Origin of the sequence: Vibrio methylphosphonaticus, assembly GCF_023634655.1 — a bacterium.
Lineage (GTDB): Bacteria > Pseudomonadota > Gammaproteobacteria > Enterobacterales > Vibrionaceae > Vibrio > Vibrio methylphosphonaticus.
This window is the reverse complement of record NZ_JAMKMS010000004.1, coordinates 222,995-239,670: the sequence shown is the minus strand read 5'-3', so window position 1 is coordinate 239,670 and position 16,676 is coordinate 222,995. Positions and strand designations below refer to the sequence as shown.

The window sequence follows — 16,676 nt, the reverse complement described above, 5'->3', positions numbered from 1 at the left end:
TAAGGAAAAAATGATGAGAGATTTGATTGTATTTGGGGAAGATTTTGGTGCTCTACCGTCAAGCACGCAACACTTGGTCAAACGTTTGGCCAAGCAAAGAAAAGTACTGTGGGTTAACTCTATCGGCCTGCGTCAACCAAGGTTGAGCCGCCACGATGTTAACCGAGCGTTGAACAAACTGCTTGGCAAAGACAAATCTCATCAATTGGATATGGATACTGAAACCGTGCCGAGTTCAATGACAATCGTCAACCTGATTACCATACCGGCTCCACGTTCAACGGTGATGAGGAAACTCGCCGCAAAGCTAATGGCTTATCAGCTTCTTCCTATTATCAAGAGCTTATCCTTGGAGAACGCGCTTGTCTGGACATCACTTCCTACCGCTATTGACGTCTGCCCATTACTAGGAGACTACCCTGTTGTTTATTATTGTGGCGATGATTTTGGCGCACTTGCCGGTGTTGACCACCGAACCGTGTTAGAACACGAAGAAAAACTCGTGGCCAATGCCAGTCTAATTATCACAGCCAGTGACAAATTGCTTGGTAAATTTCCTGTTTCTAAAACAAAGGTGTTAAGCCATGGCGTTGATTGCGGCACATTTTCAACACCTACAACTAGAGCAAGCGATCTTCCCGACAATAACCGTCCTATCGCGGGCTTTTATGGCAGCCTATCAGATTGGTTAGATTATCCGTTGTTGAATGATGCTATTCGCGCATTACCTCATTGGGACTTTGTGTTTATCGGACAGCTAGAGTTAGATAACTTTCCCATTGTTAATGCCGATAACGTTTACTACCTTGGCCCTCGTCCTCACTCGACGTTGCCAAGCTATAGCCAGCACTGGACAGTCAGTCTTTTGCCCTTTGTATTGAACGAACAGATAATCGCGTGTAATCCACTCAAGCTTAAAGAGTATTTAGCCGCTCAACGCCCTATCGTTACGAGTCACTTCCCTGCTCTAGAACCTTACCGAGAACATGTGAATATCGTCAACGATTCAGCATCACTGATAGAGACGTTAACACGTCTTGAATTACATTCAGCAGAATTGCCCAAAGGGTTGGTTGACAGCGAAAGCTGGGACCAACGAGTAACAACACTAGAGCGTTATTTGGAGGCAATATGAGCGAACTAAAACTGCGCCTGCTTATTATATTTACCGCAGCATGGCGACGACGTTATGCCATCATGATTCCAATATTGGTGATGCCATTTATTGCCTATACGATCGCCACCTTAGCACCTTTAAAATACAAGGCGCATACCAGTATGCTGATTCAAGAAACAGCAAAAATGAATCCGTTTCTTGAAGACCTCGCGGTGTCTACCATGCTCAAAGACCGTATTGCTGCCTTAAAAACGCTGCTAAACAGTCGTCATGTTTTATTGTCAGTTGGTGCTGATCTCGGACTGATAAATGACCAAATGCGCCCAGATGAAGTCGAACAGGTCATCAACGAAATGTCCTCAAGTTTAATGGTGACGCAGCTTAGTAAAGATTTTATAAAAATAGAACACACGGCATCCAAACCAGAGGGCATGCAAGCGATGATCGAATCCGTCAGTGTCCACTTTATTGAAGAGCTGCTTGCACCAGAGCGCTCATCCATTCGTGATTCCAGCGAGTTTCTCGCTATTCACATCGACAAGCGACAAGAAGAGCTCGATTTAGCAGAACAAGCTTTAGCTGATTATTACAACCAACATTCATCTTCAACGCCAGAGATGCAAAATGAGAACCTAAGTCGCCTTGCCTCACTTCGCCAAACTCTCGCTGAAAAAGAAGCCGAACTATCTGGGGTAGAAAAAAGTCTCGGGACCTTGGACCAACAGTTATCCAAAACGAATCCAATTGTGGGTAAGATTGAAGAACAAATCATCGAAACCCGCAGTGCACTGACACTACTCAAAGCGAAATACACCAATAGCCACAGCGCAGTTCAAGCACGGGAGAGAGAGCTTGAGAGGCTTGAGCAAGAAAGAACCTTACTTCTTAATTCAGAGCAATCCAGTTTAAATAACGACCAACTGTGGGACATCGCCAACGCATCTGCCAGCACACAAACAAGTGAGTTACAACCGCTACTTATTACCCAACTGCTGAGTTTACAAGTAGTGAGAAGTCGCTATGAGTCACTAAAACAAGAGACTGGCAGCCTAAAACGCATGATAGATGATCTAACGGGTACCGCACAAAACTACGGCAGTACTGCCAAGAAATTATTGCAGCTCCAACGAGATGTCGCATTAAAGCGCCAACTGTATGACGAGCTAGTCGAGCGTTACGAAATGGCTCAATTAACCGGTTCTCTTGGGGTATTTGAGCAAAACAAACGCGTTAAAATCATTGACCGCCCATTTACTCCCAGCGCCCCAACAAACATCCCTGCAATAATTTTTTTCGCTGTTGGTGTCTTCGCTGGACTTGCTCTTGGGATTGGTATGGCGATCGTATTGGAACTGTTTGACACCACCATTAGACGTACGCAGCAACTCGAAGCGATATCTGGTGTCCCGTTAATTACCGCCATACCTAAATTTGATTAACGCGACCCAACCACGTTGCTACTTAATCACGTTACTACTTAATCATGTTGCTACTTAATTATGTTGTTACTTAATCACGTTCAAACTGATTCTCAATTTAGGAATCGAAATTGACAGCACGACACTTAAAAGTTAACTCGCTGAAATAAAAGGTTTAATTTTATGGCATGAGGAATGCAATAGTTTAAGGGAATGAGTTGAAAGTATTAGCCTGAGCAATTTAATTCTTTCGTTAGTCAACATACGCATTCTCAATAAAGTCATTAATTAAGCTGTCGTTCAAGTAGGAACATAAGGAGAACACCATGAAAGCGTCGCCAATGATCGCCAAGAAAGGCAAAGACTCTACCTTAAAGGTCATTCATGTTGTACAACATATGGCGCCTGGTGGCCTTGAAACTATGGTGCTCGAGCTGTTGAAGCAAGCTAACGATACCGAGCGTGTTTTCATAGTGAGTCTGGAAGGTGAAATGGAACAAGCATTGGAACATTGGCCAAAACTGCGCCAATATCGTTCACATTTGTTTTTTCTTGCTAAGCCTGCTGGCGCTCAAATCACCTTGGTGAGAACCCTTTCACGCCTATTTAAGACACTATCCCCTCAAGTCGTTCATACACATCATATTGGTCCACTTCTTTACGGGGGTATCGCCGCACGACTCGCTAACGTACCAATTCGAATTCACACTGAACATGATATGTGGCACCTCAATTGCGAGAAACGTCAGAGAGTAGAAGGTATCGCACTTAAATTGGTGAAGCCGATCTTAGTGGCAGATGCGTGTGGCGTACAACAACAACTTATCGAGCTATTTCCCAACACAGAACCGCTACTCATTAAAAATGGCGTCGACTGCGACCGTTTCATACCTGGTGACCGCCAGAGCGCTCGCAAAACGCTCAACTTACCCGCTCATCCAATGATGATTGGCACGGCGGGCAGATTAGAAACCGTCAAAGGCCAGATTTATTTGCTCAAAGCACTAGCCAAAATACCCAATCATATACATCTCACCATTGCAGGTATCGGTTCTCTCGACTCGGATCTGAAACAGCTGTGCCATGAGCTTGGCATTCAAGATCGTGTCCACTTTCTTGGCCTTGTCGAGCAAATGCCAACTTTTTATCAAGCCTTAGACGTTTTTTGCTTACCCTCTCTGCAGGAAGGCTTTCCGTTATCACCATTAGAAGCACAAGCATGTAATATTCCGGTTGTCGTCACAGATGTGGGCGGCGCAAAGGAAACACTGTGCCCTCTGTCTGGGGTAGTGACCGAGCCACAAAATGTCGCGTCTCTTGCTGATTCTCTAACCCTTGCCCTGCAGACCAAGCACCTGTTCTGTCCACGGGATTTCGTAGTGGAAAACAACGATGTACGAGCAATGAGTCAAGCCTATCGTAACCTTGTCGTCAAAGCATAATACGTTGAACACACAGTCATAAACGAATTAACAGACGTCATTCGAACATCATATATAGGAGCAAATCTATGGACGGAATCTGGTTAGGTATATTTTCGATATGTGCCGCTCTCATTATCTACCATCATGCGGGCTACCCATTGCTCCTCCGCTGGTATTCAAACAAACATCCGCTCAAGGCTGTCGCATCATTAAACCGAGGCTATCGCGAACAAAATAAAGACCGCGTGCTTCCAAGCATCACGATTCTGATGCCTGCGTTTAACGAAGAAATGTGGATTGCGGAAAAGATTCGAAATATCGCGAGCTTGGATTACCCACAAAACAAACTTACCGTCCTAATTGTTTGCGATGGCTGCACCGATAACACCGTGCCGTTGGCAGAAGCAACGATACAAGAGGCGATATGTTCACAAGTGCATTTTGAAGTGATTTCCTTTGAGAAAAATCGCGGTAAAGTTGCCATTTTAAATCAGATGCTACCAGGTATCTCTTCAGACTTAACCGCCATCACTGATGTGTCCTCACTTATCTCAATCGACGCCCTTACTATTGCAGCTAGCCAATTTAGTGACCCTGAAGTCGGTGTGGTGAACTCCACTTACCATTTACTGGACGAAGAAAGCGGCGAGGCCGCGTACTGGCACTACCAAAATCAGATCAAGTATAGAGAAACGACATTAGGTTCCACCATCGGGAGTCATGGTGCACTATACTTTATCCGTACCGCTCTATTTGAACCTCTACCGACTAACGCCATAAATGATGACTTCCTTATTCCAATGACAATAGTACAGCACGGCTATAGAGCGGCGTACTCTTCTAACATGAACGCGATTGAACTTGAAGCAACCCAAGCTGCCGATGACTTCAAACGTAGGGTAAGAATTTCGGCAGGTAACATGCAGCAGGTTGTTGAGCTATTTGATTTATTTTCCCCCCGCTTTAGAGGTGTGGCTTTCGCCTTTGTATCGGGAAAAGGCCTAAGACTGCTCACACCTTACCTGATGATTGCTTGTCTCATAACTTCTGGGTTATTGAGCCAATACACTTTGTTTCTGTGCTTTTTTATTGCTCAGATTGCAATATACAGCTTAGCCACTGTGGCCTATTACCTCCCGATACTACAGCGCGTCAAAGCCATACAGCTTTTAACGTATTTGGTCGTTGGTCACACTGCAAATTTCATTGGTGGCCTACGCTACCTACTAGGACTTGAAAACGGGAAATGGAAGCGTATTTTACGCTAGGAGATTTATCATGAAACATAACGCCTATGAAAAACCAACCATTCGCATCGCCAAACGTATCTTCGATTTAATTGGCGCCAGCGTCGGTATGATAATCCTAGCGATGTCCTTTGTTCCTGTGGCTATTGCCATAAAGCTTACTTCCAAAGGTCCAATATTTTATAAACAACTAAGAGTTGGCAAATTTACCCCAACAAAAGTCGACCTCATTCAGGTTCTTAAATATCGCACCATGTACATCGACGCGGAGAGCCGAAGTGGCGCAACTTGGGCAACGGAAAATGATCCAAGAATCACACCGGTCGGACGCTTTTTAAGAAAAACTCGACTCGACGAATTACCGCAGTTTATTAATGTCATTAAAGGAGATATGTCACTGATTGGACCAAGACCCGAGCGTCCGGATTTCTATACAAAACTTGAACAAGATATCCCATTTTTTACCGAGCGAACCTACGATGTTTTACCCGGTATAACCGGATTAGCACAAGTTAATCAAGGTTATGATACCTGTGTTGATGATGTGAGAAGAAAGGTTGGATTTGACCACAGTTACGCGCTATCACTCTCATCACTAAAAACATGGTTTATTACTGATGTTCAAATCGTCATTAAAACGTTGAAGATCATGGTTGATGGTCGTGGGCGCTAAGATTTCGGTTTCAAGGTTTCAAGATTTCGGTTTCAAGGTTTCAAGGTTTCAAGGTTTCAAGGTTTCAAGGTTTCAAGGTAAAAAACGACTGTGACGCGCTTAAAAAATCCAGCCTTAGCTGGATTTTTTTGCGGTAAAGATACACATGAGTCCGGCAAGAATAAATCCGATGCCAAACAATTTCATCACATTAAATGGCTCGTTTAACCAAGGAAGTGTCACCGCCAATGCATAAACTAAAACATAGCTTAAACTCAATAGCGGATAGGCCACACCTAAAGGTAAGTGTTTCAGTGCCATTACCCAGCAAGCCATTGAGGTGGCGTAACAAAGTAGCCCTATCGCCACACACATTAACGCAGGCCAAGTCGCCAGCCAGAGTTGCACGAAGTCATGTCGAGCAAGCAATTCTGCTATTAACGTCCACTGAGAAGATAAATTACCCATCCCCCACTTCATTGCTAGTTGTGCAACAGAGATCAATACAACGCTTAGCAAAGCAACCGGAAGCCCAGCTTTCAAATCTTTCAGTATCATTAACCAGCACCACCCAAAATACCGACGCCAATCATGATAAACATCACACCAAGCCATTGCTTTGGAACAATCACTTCTCCAAATGCGAACTTTGACACCAACAGCATGATAACAAAATTAATACTGAGCAACGGATAGGCAACCGATACATCCCACTGACTCAGAACCCCAAGCCATGTAATAGCACTGGTTCCTAAAAATGTAATACCAAGTAGCATAGGGAAGCTAAACAGCTTCCCTAGTGCCGATAAGCCTGGATTGTCTTCAAAGTGCATCGCCGCACGCTTTTGCCAGTATTGACTTAGCGAACTGGCGACCACCGAAAGAACAAACAGAAAAACCGTCATTATTCCTGCACTTTCTTGTCAAAAATCAGTGCGTGATAACGCCCCAAGTCGACATGATCACTCGATTCAGGGAAGCCTTCAGGTAACGCGGGTAAATCTCTAAAGTGCAGTAAAACAGGCCCAGTTGACTGCTTTTCTTTAATAAACTCACCCAGTTGATTCCACGGAACATAGCGATGTTTTGAATCTTCATACTCAAGACCGTAGTCTACTTCGCCCATCCCCCTGGTTAGGTAAACGTCACTGCGTTTTAGGTACCAGTTTAATGCCGACATTGTGTCAGGGTAATCGGCAATCAACACCATGTCATCTGTGACTTTTGGTGCTAACAACGTCATAAACTGTTCGGGCATTTTTGAGTGAATTGCTGTGTTTGGCACGGCAAATGAAAATAAAGCAAACAACGCTAGTGGTGACACCATATACGCAGCAAACTTTTTCTCGAATGACGAAGCTTTAATGGCGTAAAACGCACAGACAGCCCAAAAGCCGAGAATAAACGCTGCCACTGCCACGCGGTAAGACTCTGATGCCTCAAGTGGTAGTTTGCCCATAAAGAACATCACCACTAATACCGCAGCGACTAGAGCAAAGAACAAACCATTAATAGCGGAGCCAATCGTCAAACCTTTTACTTTTTTCTCGCCTGCTTTCAAAAGACCATGAGTCAAAAGAATTGCAATTGGCGCCATACAAGGAAGGATGTAAGTCGCGAGTTTGCCGCTGGCATATGAGAAAAATAGGAAAGGAACGATTGCCCAAAGTAATGAATAGCGAATCAGTGGTTTTGACAGCTCACCTTTTAGCTGTGCAACTGCTGATGGTGCCCAGAATACCCACGGAAGCGTCCCCAAAAACAAGAATGGCACGTAGTACCAGAATGGCGCGACGTGTTGCGCATCTTCAGCGGTAAAACGATGGATATGCTCTTCCCAGAAGAAATAATTCCAATAGTCCGCTTCAGCTGCGTGTACGGCGAGTGACCATGGCAAACAAGTAATGAAAGCAACCAACATTACCCACCAGCCCCAACGCAATATTTCTAAAAATTGCTTTTGCATGATCATATAAGGGACAACAACGATCACAGGCAAGGCTAACGCTAGAAAACCTTTGGTTAATACCGCGCATCCACAAAAGAATCCGGCCAAACCATAATTTAACCAGCGCTGAGCCGTTGTTTGAGATTGAGTAGCAAAGAAGAATGCGACATAACAAGCACTCAACCAGAACGCTAGCATGCCATCGAGCACACTGTAAGTGCCAACTGCGGCCACCATAAACATACTTAGGAATACGCCACCTGTTAGCCAGCCTTGACGGCGCGTCGTCATTTTACCGACCACTAATACCAAGCTTAGAGCGACACCTAATGTAGCAAGTGCTGACGCAATACGCACAGAAAAGTTATTTTCACCAAATATGACTTGAGCGATCGCGTTAAACCAGTAACCCATGACCGGCTTTTCGAAATAACGTAGGTCATTAAACGTCGGTACAATCCAGTTTCCAGAGGCGACCATCTCTCGCGAGATCTCACCGTAACGTAACTCATCAGGCGACCAGAGTGGACGAATATCCAACGGTAATATGTAGAGAGCTATAAAGAAAAGCGGAACCCATACCGCCCAGTTGATTCGAGATTGTTGCATTCTTCATCCAATTGAATAAAAGCCCACGACGATCATGGGCTTATGTTTTTGTATACAGATAGCTTTATATACAGATAAGGTCTCTCAGAGTCCCATTCGTTCAACAAATGAGGCTTGATGAGTCAACCAACCTTCACGTCCTTCCATCTCAATATTTTTTATCGAATCATGAGGAAGTGGACAATCCGCATCATTAAGCAGATCAATCATAGGCACGAATTCTATATTTTGTTGCTTAGCTCTGACAATCAATTCTTCAAACATTTCGGCACACACGATGCCTTCCACTTCAGCATGAATCGTGTAAACGTTTAGACCATCACGTTTAATCAGCTTAAGAATAGCGTCGTTGTAGTTGCTATTGTCCACGCCATCTTGACCAACAAGTTCATCATATGTAGGTAAAGTGACTGGAATTTGCGGAGCCATGCCTTCGCCAGGAGAGAAAATAGAGTCGCCGCGGCAATCGCTGTTGTATTTAAAAGGAAAGGCGTCTTTCTCTATGAGCGTTTGATCAGTACAACGCCAACCAGCAACGGCACTACAAGGTAGGTCTTTGCCCGTGATCGTTTTAAGCAAATCATAACCTTGGGTGATTTGACTGCGCAATTCTTCGGCAGACATGGTGTCTGTTTTCATTTGCCATTTGTGGTGATCCCACGCATGGAGGCCAATTTCATGACCTGCGCGATCGGCGGCTTCAATGATAGGACGTAACTTCTTACCAATGATTGGACCCGGCCACAGCGTACCACGGATGAGAATGTCGTAACCATAAAGGCTTGCGGCTTTTGAGCGAAGCATCTTCTTCAAAAATGCAGGACGCAAAAGGCGCCATATATGGCGCCCCATGTTATCAGGTCCAACAGTAAAGAAGAATGAAGCCATCACTCCATGCTTTTCGAAAATTTCGAGCAGCTTAGGCACGCCGAGTTTCGTTCCTCGAAACGTGTCTACGTCGATCCTAAGACCGACCTTAGTGACTTCATTCTGATTCATTACTTATCTTCTGCTACTGCACCTTTAAGGAAGAAATCTAGCGTCTCTTCGATAGTATCGTTCATGTGAACCTGTGGTTCCCAATCCAGAAGTTTCTTCGCGTTAGCAATGCTTGGTTTACGGTGTTGAACGTCTTGGTAACCGTCGCCGTAAAACGCTTTGCTTTCTACTAAGTTGTAGCCCGCAAATGGAGGGAAGTTGCCACGTAATGGGTGGTTTTCAAACTTCTCTACCAATGTTTCAGCTAGCTCTTTGATGCTCGCTTCGTTCTCTGGTGCACCAATGTTGATGATTTGACCGTCACACAGACCATCTTTGTTTTCGATGATGCGGAATAGTGCTTCAATCGCTTCAGAGATATCAGTGAAACAACGCTTCTGCTCACCACCATCAATCAGCTTGATTGGCGTACCTTCAACAAGGTTTAAGATAAGCTGAGTAATCGCACGGCTAGAACCAACACGAGCTGAGTTTAAGCTATCAAGGCGAGGACCCATCCAGTTAAATGGACGGAACAGTGTGAAGTTAAGGCCATCTTTTTTACCATAAGCCCAGATTACACGGTCAAGCAATTGCTTAGACACTGAGTAGATCCAACGCTGACGGTTGATAGGACCGACGATAAGTGGCGACGTATCTTCGTTAAACTCAGAATCCGTAGACATACCGTAAACTTCTGAAGTCGATGGGAAGATGATGCGCTTGTTGTATTTCACACAGCCACGAACAATCTTCAGGTTTTCTTCAAAATCCAGCTCAAATACTTTTAGCGGGTTACGCGTGTATTCAATTGGAGTCGCGATAGCAACCAATGGTAGTACGATGTCACACTTCTTAATGTGGTACTCAATCCATTCGTTATGAATCGTGATATCACCTTCAACGAAATGGAAGTCAGGGTGGCCCAAGTGATCAGAAATCTGGTTTGAGCTCATGTCCATCGCGTAAACTTCGTAACCGCCATCATCAAGAAGACGCTTAGTTAGGTGAGTACCGATAAAGCCATTTGCACCAAGGATCAGTACTTTTTGACGTTTCTTAGCATTGATGATCGCGCTTGCTTGAGGACCAAAACGCATCCCTTCAATCAAGTGAAGCTCTGCTGCAAGTTGCTCACCACCAAGGTATAGACCGTTTTCCGCTTCACCAGAGTTTACAACTACTGAACCTTGAGCACAGGCAATGGTGAGTGGAGAAGTGGCAACAATCGTACCAGGCGTCGCATCAAATGTTTTTTCGCTTGGTGTGACACTCCAGATTGTCAGCTTACGCTCACCTAGGAAAGTAAACGCACCTGGGAATGGTTCAGTAACCGCGCGCACTAAGTTAAATACGGTGCGAGAATCTGTAGACCATTTGATTTCACCATCAGCTGGCGTGCGACGACCAAAGTACGTTGCTTTCGTTTCGTCTTGTGCAGTCGCTACTGCGCTGCCATCAACGATGGTTGGCAATACTTTAGCAAGGAGATCGCTTGATGCTACTGCAAGACGTTTATGCAGAGTTTCGGCTGAATCTTCGTCAGTAATGGCAATTTTTTCTTGACCAACGATGTCACCAGCGTCTGCTTTTTGCACCATCTTGTGCAGCGTCACGCCTGTCTCTGTCTCGCCGTTAACCAGTGCCCAGTTAATTGGTGCACGACCACGGTAAGTAGGAAGTAAAGAGCCATGCAGGTTAAAGCCACCTTTTGGCGCTAGATCCAGAACTTCTTGGCTGATCATGTTGCGGTAGTAGAACGAGAACAACGCGTCAGGTTTCATCTGGCGAATTTTTTCAACCCAAAGTGGGTGATTTACGTCTTCTGGCGCATAAACTGGGATACCGTTTTTCGCCGCAAGTTTCGCTACAGATTCAAAAAATACGTTTTCATTGCTGTCATCAACATGGGTAAATACCGCTTCGATTTCAACGCCTGCTTCAAGCAAACTACGAACGCCCGTACAACCGATATTGTGGTAGGCAAACACGACTACTTTCATGGAATATTCCTCTAATATAAATCTTATTATTTGTTCTTTGATTCGTCAGTTTCACGTGCACTGCGAGTTGCCTCGCCCACCAAAACATCCTGTACGTAGTAACGCGGCCTTGCTCGCACATCAGAGTAAATTCGTCCGATATACTCTCCTAACAAGCCTAAGCCGATAAACTGCCCACCAACAAATACAAATAGAATCGCAAATAACGTAAACAAACCGTCGCCGGCCCATTCTGAGCCAAATAAAATGCGCATTAGCATTAATATGATACCGAACGCGATACCTGCCGCAGCAGTCATACCGCCCACGATGCTAAGTAAACGTAACGGCGCTGTTGTCATACTCGTAATCAAGTCGAACATTAAGCTGATCAACTTCATAAAGCTATACTTAGACTCACCATCGGCGCGTTCGTCGTGGTGAACCGGGATTTCAGTCGTATGACGAGAGAAGCCATTCGCCAGTACGGGAATAAATGTACTACGCTCGTGACATTCTAGCATTGCATCAACAACATGTCGGCGATAAGCACGTAACATACAGCCGTAATCATTCATCTCTACGCCTGTAGAGCGCTTAACCAGCTTATTGATTACTTTAGATGGGTAGCGACGTAGTGCGCTATCTTGACGGTTTTGGCGTACCGTGCCTACCGAATCAAAACCTTCTTCTGCTTTAGCAACCAGATTCGGGATTTCTTCTGGTGGGTTTTGAAGATCAGCATCTAGAGTGATAATCAAATCGCCACGAACCTGTTCAAAGCCGGCCATGATTGCGTTGTGCTGACCGTAGTTACGGTTAAGGATGACACCAACAACGTGACTGCCTTCTTTCGCAGAAGCGGCCTCAATGATTTCAACACTGCGATCTCGACTACCGTCATCAACCAACACTAACTCGTAGTCTTTTCCAAGGCTGTCTGCTGCCTTCGTCGTCCGTTCAATGAGTTCTTGTAAGCAACTTTCTTCGTTGTATACCGGTATGACGATAGACACAAAATTGATAGGTTCATTCTGTTTCATGGGTTATCCAATTATTTCTGACACGGCATTCACTACTCGCGCAACGTCGTCCTGAGTCATATCAGGAAAAAGCGGTAGTGAACAAATTTGCTGGCTATTACGCTCTGTATTTTCTAGGTTTGGCGTTATCGCGCCAAAACGCTCTGCGTAATTTTCTCGATAGTACTTCTGGGTATGGCACGCTTTAAAGTGAATTCCAGCGCCTATTCCTTTTTCTTTTAGTTGAGCGATCAAGTCGTCACGAGTAATACCCGCTTGCGCAGGGTCAATACGTACGATCATTAAATGCCAACAGTGCTTGTGATCATGTCCAGCAAGACCTAATGGCGTCACACCCTTAATTGCACTTAGCTTGTCACGATAACTTAACGCTAATTCGGTACGAGCTTGCGTAATATCGGTAATACGATCCATTTGACCGAGTGCTAATACAGCGCAAATGTCTGGCATATTGTATTTAAAGCCAGGTTCAATGACCTCTGCTTGCGGAGCGCGACCTTGCGTTTCACGGTCGAAAGCATCAACCCCTAAACCATGAAACTTCAAACGGCGAATTTTGTCCGCTAGCTCTGCATCAAACGTAGTGAAAACACCACCTTCTGCGGTAGTGACGTTCTTAATAGCATGCATAGAGAATAGACAAGTACCACGAGCGCCAATAGGCTGGCCTTTATACTCCGCCCCAAGAGCATGAGCTGCATCTTCAACGACAGGAATACCGAAACGTTCACCAAGCGCATAAATTGGGTCTAGATCCAGTGAAGCACCCGCATAGTGAACCGGGATAATTAGTTTGGTTTTATCGGTGATAAGCGGTTCAATCTTTTCTGCATCCGTCATTAATGTATCAACATCAACATCAACAAACACTGGTTTGGCACCAACTAGAGTGATCATATTGATTGTTGACACCCACGTTAGAGAGGGCGTAATGACTTCATCCCCAGGACCAATACCAAGTGCCAATAGGACTAAATGCATGCCTGCTGTCGCACTACTTAAAGCAACAGCATGTGGGGCACCGGTATGTTCAGTGATTTTACGTTCTAAATCCGCATTTTTCGGACCGGTAGTAATCCATCCAGAACGCAGCACATCGACGACAGCTTGAATATCTTTTTCATCGACCGCAGGGCGACACAAAGGGAGAAAAGACTGGCTCATATATTTAAACTCACAGATAACACGTGCTCGTTGGCACGAAGAACAACAAAGTCTACTAGGGCATTCAACGAATTAAAAGGGTTTAACGTGTCCAAATGTCTAATTTATTGACCTTTTAGAACACTATTAAACCAAACATTCACTGAGTATATTGTATTGTCGGCAAAACGTGAAAAAACTTAACAATCGATAGGTGACATAAATTCACCCTCTAAACGCTACTGCTAGGCGTAGTATACGTTCAGAGTCGTTGCAATTAGGTAAACATCGCCAACGTCAGATTTCTGTTAAAAATAGCCTGAAATCTACTATCAGCAAAACTCGGGATGTATCGTCACTTAGTGAAATGACTCTGCACTCATTTTCGGATAATTATCGCATATCTAGATAATTGCAAATGTATGCATTTGTAAAGCGTGTCATTTGTCTCTGTACATAGTTAGCGTTAGAATTCAGCTTTTCCAATTCAGACGGTTTTTCTAGTGAAACTTAAAGACAGCCCTGTCACTCAGCATAATGTAGAAGGCCGCTCGTTTTATTTAAAACGTGATGATTTACTGCACAGCCACTTTAATGGTAATAAAGCGCGAAAATTTGCCACATTACTAGAACACAACAACCCAACTATTTCTCGCTTAATTGGATGGGGCTCTGCCCAAGCAAACTCGCTTACTTCACTTGCGGCTTTGGCAAAGATTAAAGGGTGGCAACTGACGTACTATGTTGATCATAAACCGACTTGGTTAGATGAGAAACCAATGGGAAATTATCGAATGGCATTAGAGCTTGGTGCGAATATTGTTTCACTCTCTGATCATCCCGATAACCCTGAAAAGTCTCACCCTAGTGAATTTATTCAACGTCAACATAGTCATGATGATACCTGCCTCATTGTACCGGAAGGCGGTCGATTTCAACGTGCAGAAGTTGGCATCCGCACTCTTGCCAGAGAAATTTTGGCATGGGCACGATTTGAGAAAAACCCCAACCTAAAAGTAGCCTTGCCTTCGGGTACTGGCACCACAGCCTTGTATCTTGCCAAAGCACTGCACTCAGAAGGTATTGAAGTTCTCACCTGCCCTTGCGTTGGCGGACGAGACTATTTAGTAAAACAGTTTCATGAATTAGACGAGTTTGATGTCCATCCAACCATTTTACAGCCAGACACAAAGCACCATTTTGGTAAGTTGTATCAAGAAGACTATGCTATATGGCGCTTATTGCAGGAACAAACCGATATAGAATTTGACCTGCTGTATGACCCATTAATGTGGCGCTGTTTGCTCCCTTGGTTAGAGGTAAACTCAGATGCCACGGTACTTTATGTACACCAAGGTGGGTTATTGGGGAATGAGACCATGTTACCGAGATATGAGCGAAAGTTTGGGGCGAGAGATAACTCGAAAGCAAGTTGGTAATGGTTCTATGGTTCTATGGTTCTATGGTTCTATGGTTCTATGGTTCTATGGTTAACATAATAAGTGCCGAAAAGACAAAAAAGGAAGCCTAGCTTCCCTTTTTACTACATGACTGATGGCTCTATCAGGCAGATTTACTTATGAGATGAATACGCCGCTAAATATTGCTTTGCGAAAACATTCGCTTTATCAATCTCTTCACTTGAGAGCTTACCTGCCAATTCATCACGCAATTTCTCAGCGCTTTGATAACCATTTGTGGAAGCAACCGACGCCCACGCTAACGCTTGAACGTTATCGAGCTCAACGCCCTCACCCAATGAATACTTGAAGGCTAAATTGCGCTGGCCATAAGCATAGCCATTTTCCGCCGCTTTTCGATACCAACTTACTGCTTCGGTATCATTTTGCTCAATGCCTAATCCTTTTGCGTACATTACCCCTAAGCTGTTTTGCGCCACATCGTAGCCGCGCTCAGCCGCTAAGCGATAATACTCTACAGCTTTGGCATTACTTTTAGGAACACCTCTGCCCCACTTGTACATACCCGCAAGATAATATTGTGCTTGGTCATGACCTATATTTGATGCTTTTTCGAACCAAGACGCGGCTTCCTTCGCATCGTAGTGCACACCGTGTCCATTGTCATACATCATGCCCAACTTATACATTGCTGTCTCACTGCCCTGTTGAGCCGCTTTGAAATACCATTCAACAGCAATTTTATCGTCTTCTTTAATGCCATTACCCACCGCGTATCGGTCCCCTAACTCAATCTGAGCAAACAAGTCCCCTTGTTTTGCCCCTTGAGTTACCGCCTTAACACTTGATGCTGACCAATCTTTTGTAAATGCTAAGCTCCCTGCGCTAAAACACAGACTACATAGTGAAACCGCTAACAGTGTTTTTCGCATTTTCCTTTCCCTTTTTGAAGAACTCGTCGGATACTGCCATATGTTCATGGAAGTTTTAGCCATTTTAAACAGAATTCGCAATACTCTGACAAAGAATTTCGTTCAAGTCACAAAATCAGCCGTACATCGTTTTACCGCCCCATCCCTGACAGCCACTCACTCAGAACAAAAATAAAATCTACGACGGTTGACCAAAAAGTGTCAGTAAATATGTAATCGTTTGCAATTAGCTCTCGTGTTACGTCATTAATTTTTGTAAACTTTATTGCAAATTGACTTAAATGATGGGAACCACATGGCTTCGAAATGGGCAAAACGATTTATTCAAATGGCTGAGCTTGTTGGGTCGTGGAGTAAAGACCCTTCGACACAAGTTGGCGCTGTAATTACTAAAAACAATCGCATTGTTTCTGTGGGCTTTAATGGCTACCCACACGGCATCTCTGACAGTGCTGAAAGTGATGAGAGAGAAACTAAATACCTGAAAACGTTACACGCAGAGGAGAACGCGATCCTCTTTGCTAAACGAGATTTAGACGGCTGTGAAATTTGGGTGACGCACTTCCCCTGCCCTAACTGCGCCGCTAAGATCATTCAAACAGGCATTTCAGTAGTCCATTGCCCTGCACAATCTGAAGATTTTCTGTCTCGTTGGGGGGATAAAATCTCGCTCAGCCAAGACATGTTCGAGCAAGCCAATGTACGTATCAACTGGCTGACTTTAGAACAAGACGACGCGTAAGCAATGTCAGCTGTGGTATT

15 protein-coding genes are annotated in these 16,676 nt (G+C 44.5%); 7 read left to right on the top strand and 8 right to left on the bottom strand.

Going from position 1 to position 16,676, the window contains the following annotated elements; all coding sequences use genetic code 11:
- The first annotated feature begins 13 nt into the window (after positions 1 to 13).
- The 5 genes from M9196_RS06650 to M9196_RS06630 all read left to right on the top strand — a co-directional run bounded on the left by M9196_RS06650 (position 14) and on the right by M9196_RS06630 (position 5,879).
- Positions 14 to 1,135 carry a glycosyltransferase family protein gene (locus tag M9196_RS06650; protein ID WP_250616743.1) on the top strand — a complete coding sequence of 374 codons (1,122 nt, stop codon included), beginning with the start codon at positions 14 to 16 and terminating at the stop codon, positions 1,133 to 1,135.
- Positions 1,132 to 2,556 carry a GumC family protein gene (locus tag M9196_RS06645; protein WP_250616742.1) on the top strand — a complete coding sequence of 475 codons (1,425 nt, stop codon included), beginning with the start codon at positions 1,132 to 1,134 and terminating at the stop codon, positions 2,554 to 2,556. The genes M9196_RS06650 and M9196_RS06645 overlap by 4 nt, the downstream gene beginning before the upstream one ends.
- A 305-nt stretch (positions 2,557 to 2,861) precedes the next feature.
- A complete protein-coding gene (locus M9196_RS06640; protein ID WP_250616741.1) occupies positions 2,862 to 3,977 on the top strand; it encodes a glycosyltransferase in 1,116 nt (371 codons plus the stop codon).
- Between the two features lie 68 nt (positions 3,978 to 4,045).
- Complete coding sequence (locus M9196_RS06635; protein WP_250616740.1) at positions 4,046 to 5,227, top strand: glycosyltransferase family 2 protein; 1,182 nt, start codon at positions 4,046 to 4,048, stop codon at positions 5,225 to 5,227.
- A gap of 10 nt (positions 5,228 to 5,237) precedes the next feature.
- Entirely contained in the window at positions 5,238 to 5,879 is a 642-nt protein-coding gene (locus tag M9196_RS06630) for a sugar transferase (protein WP_250616739.1), read from the top strand.
- 114 nt (positions 5,880 to 5,993) lie between these two features.
- Here M9196_RS06630 and arnF read toward each other — a convergent pair whose 3' ends face one another.
- The 7 genes from arnF to M9196_RS06595 all read right to left on the bottom strand — a co-directional run bounded on the left by arnF (position 5,994) and on the right by M9196_RS06595 (position 13,582).
- Positions 5,994 to 6,416, bottom strand: coding sequence for a 4-amino-4-deoxy-L-arabinose-phosphoundecaprenol flippase subunit ArnF (arnF, locus tag M9196_RS06625; protein ID WP_250616738.1), 423 nt, complete (start codon positions 6,414 to 6,416; stop codon positions 5,994 to 5,996).
- Entirely contained in the window at positions 6,416 to 6,763 is a 348-nt protein-coding gene (locus tag M9196_RS06620) for a DMT family transporter (RefSeq protein ID WP_250616737.1), read from the bottom strand. Before M9196_RS06620 ends, arnF begins: the two co-directional genes overlap by 1 nt.
- A complete protein-coding gene (arnT, locus tag M9196_RS06615) occupies positions 6,763 to 8,415 on the bottom strand; it encodes a lipid IV(A) 4-amino-4-deoxy-L-arabinosyltransferase (RefSeq protein ID WP_250616736.1) in 1,653 nt (550 codons plus the stop codon). The genes M9196_RS06620 and arnT overlap by 1 nt, the downstream gene beginning before the upstream one ends.
- 84 nt (positions 8,416 to 8,499) lie before the next feature.
- Entirely contained in the window at positions 8,500 to 9,414 is a 915-nt protein-coding gene (gene arnD / locus M9196_RS06610; protein ID WP_250616735.1) for a 4-deoxy-4-formamido-L-arabinose-phosphoundecaprenol deformylase, read from the bottom strand.
- Positions 9,414 to 11,396 carry a bifunctional UDP-4-amino-4-deoxy-L-arabinose formyltransferase/UDP-glucuronic acid oxidase ArnA gene (arnA, locus tag M9196_RS06605; RefSeq protein ID WP_250616734.1) on the bottom strand — a complete coding sequence of 661 codons (1,983 nt, stop codon included), beginning with the start codon at positions 11,394 to 11,396 and terminating at the stop codon, positions 9,414 to 9,416. Before arnA ends, arnD begins: the two co-directional genes overlap by 1 nt.
- A 26-nt stretch (positions 11,397 to 11,422) precedes the next feature.
- Positions 11,423 to 12,418, bottom strand: coding sequence for an undecaprenyl-phosphate 4-deoxy-4-formamido-L-arabinose transferase (arnC, locus tag M9196_RS06600; RefSeq protein WP_250616733.1), 996 nt, complete (start codon positions 12,416 to 12,418; stop codon positions 11,423 to 11,425).
- Between the two features lie 3 nt (positions 12,419 to 12,421).
- The gene (locus tag M9196_RS06595) at positions 12,422 to 13,582 is read right to left on the bottom strand and encodes an aminotransferase class I/II-fold pyridoxal phosphate-dependent enzyme (RefSeq protein WP_250616732.1); all 1,161 of its coding nucleotides are present in this window, start codon (positions 13,580 to 13,582) and stop codon (positions 12,422 to 12,424) included.
- Positions 13,583 to 14,064: 482 nt separating this feature from the next.
- Here M9196_RS06595 and M9196_RS06590 point away from each other — a divergent pair, with 482 nt between their 5' ends.
- Positions 14,065 to 15,000 (top strand): pyridoxal-phosphate dependent enzyme, encoded by a 936-nt coding sequence (locus tag M9196_RS06590; RefSeq protein ID WP_250616731.1) that lies wholly within the window; start codon positions 14,065 to 14,067, stop codon positions 14,998 to 15,000.
- A gap of 134 nt (positions 15,001 to 15,134) precedes the next feature.
- Here the strand turns inward: M9196_RS06590 and M9196_RS06585 are convergent, their stop codons facing one another.
- The gene (locus tag M9196_RS06585) at positions 15,135 to 15,914 is read right to left on the bottom strand and encodes a tetratricopeptide repeat protein (protein ID WP_250616730.1); all 780 of its coding nucleotides are present in this window, start codon (positions 15,912 to 15,914) and stop codon (positions 15,135 to 15,137) included.
- 295 nt (positions 15,915 to 16,209) lie between these two features.
- Between M9196_RS06585 and M9196_RS06580 the strand changes: the two genes are divergently transcribed.
- Positions 16,210 to 16,656, top strand: coding sequence for a dCMP deaminase family protein (locus M9196_RS06580; RefSeq protein ID WP_250616729.1), 447 nt, complete (start codon positions 16,210 to 16,212; stop codon positions 16,654 to 16,656).
- Positions 16,657 to 16,676 lie beyond the last annotated feature (20 nt).

Excerpts from the sequence above, each read along its gene's own strand:
- M9196_RS06630 (WP_250616739.1), top strand. The coding sequence starts at position 5,238 with ATGAAACATAACGCCTATGAAAAACCAACCATTCGCATCGCCAAACGT.
- M9196_RS06580 (WP_250616729.1), top strand. The coding sequence starts at position 16,210 with ATGGCTTCGAAATGGGCAAAACGATTTATTCAAATGGCTGAGCTTGTT.
- M9196_RS06595 (WP_250616732.1), bottom strand. The coding sequence starts at position 13,582 with ATGAGCCAGTCTTTTCTCCCTTTGTGTCGCCCTGCGGTCGATGAAAAA.
- M9196_RS06640 (WP_250616741.1), top strand. The coding sequence starts at position 2,862 with ATGAAAGCGTCGCCAATGATCGCCAAGAAAGGCAAAGACTCTACCTTA.
- arnD (WP_250616735.1), bottom strand. The coding sequence starts at position 9,414 with ATGAATCAGAATGAAGTCACTAAGGTCGGTCTTAGGATCGACGTAGAC.
- arnC (WP_250616733.1), bottom strand. The coding sequence starts at position 12,418 with ATGAAACAGAATGAACCTATCAATTTTGTGTCTATCGTCATACCGGTA.
- M9196_RS06650 (WP_250616743.1), top strand. The coding sequence starts at position 14 with ATGAGAGATTTGATTGTATTTGGGGAAGATTTTGGTGCTCTACCGTCA.
- M9196_RS06635 (WP_250616740.1), top strand. The coding sequence starts at position 4,046 with ATGGACGGAATCTGGTTAGGTATATTTTCGATATGTGCCGCTCTCATT.
- arnF (WP_250616738.1), bottom strand. The coding sequence starts at position 6,416 with ATGATACTGAAAGATTTGAAAGCTGGGCTTCCGGTTGCTTTGCTAAGC.
- M9196_RS06620 (WP_250616737.1), bottom strand. The coding sequence starts at position 6,763 with ATGACGGTTTTTCTGTTTGTTCTTTCGGTGGTCGCCAGTTCGCTAAGT.
- arnT (WP_250616736.1), bottom strand. The coding sequence starts at position 8,415 with ATGCAACAATCTCGAATCAACTGGGCGGTATGGGTTCCGCTTTTCTTT.
- arnA (WP_250616734.1), bottom strand. The coding sequence starts at position 11,396 with ATGAAAGTAGTCGTGTTTGCCTACCACAATATCGGTTGTACGGGCGTT.
- M9196_RS06585 (WP_250616730.1), bottom strand. The coding sequence starts at position 15,914 with ATGCGAAAAACACTGTTAGCGGTTTCACTATGTAGTCTGTGTTTTAGC.
- M9196_RS06645 (WP_250616742.1), top strand. The coding sequence starts at position 1,132 with ATGAGCGAACTAAAACTGCGCCTGCTTATTATATTTACCGCAGCATGG.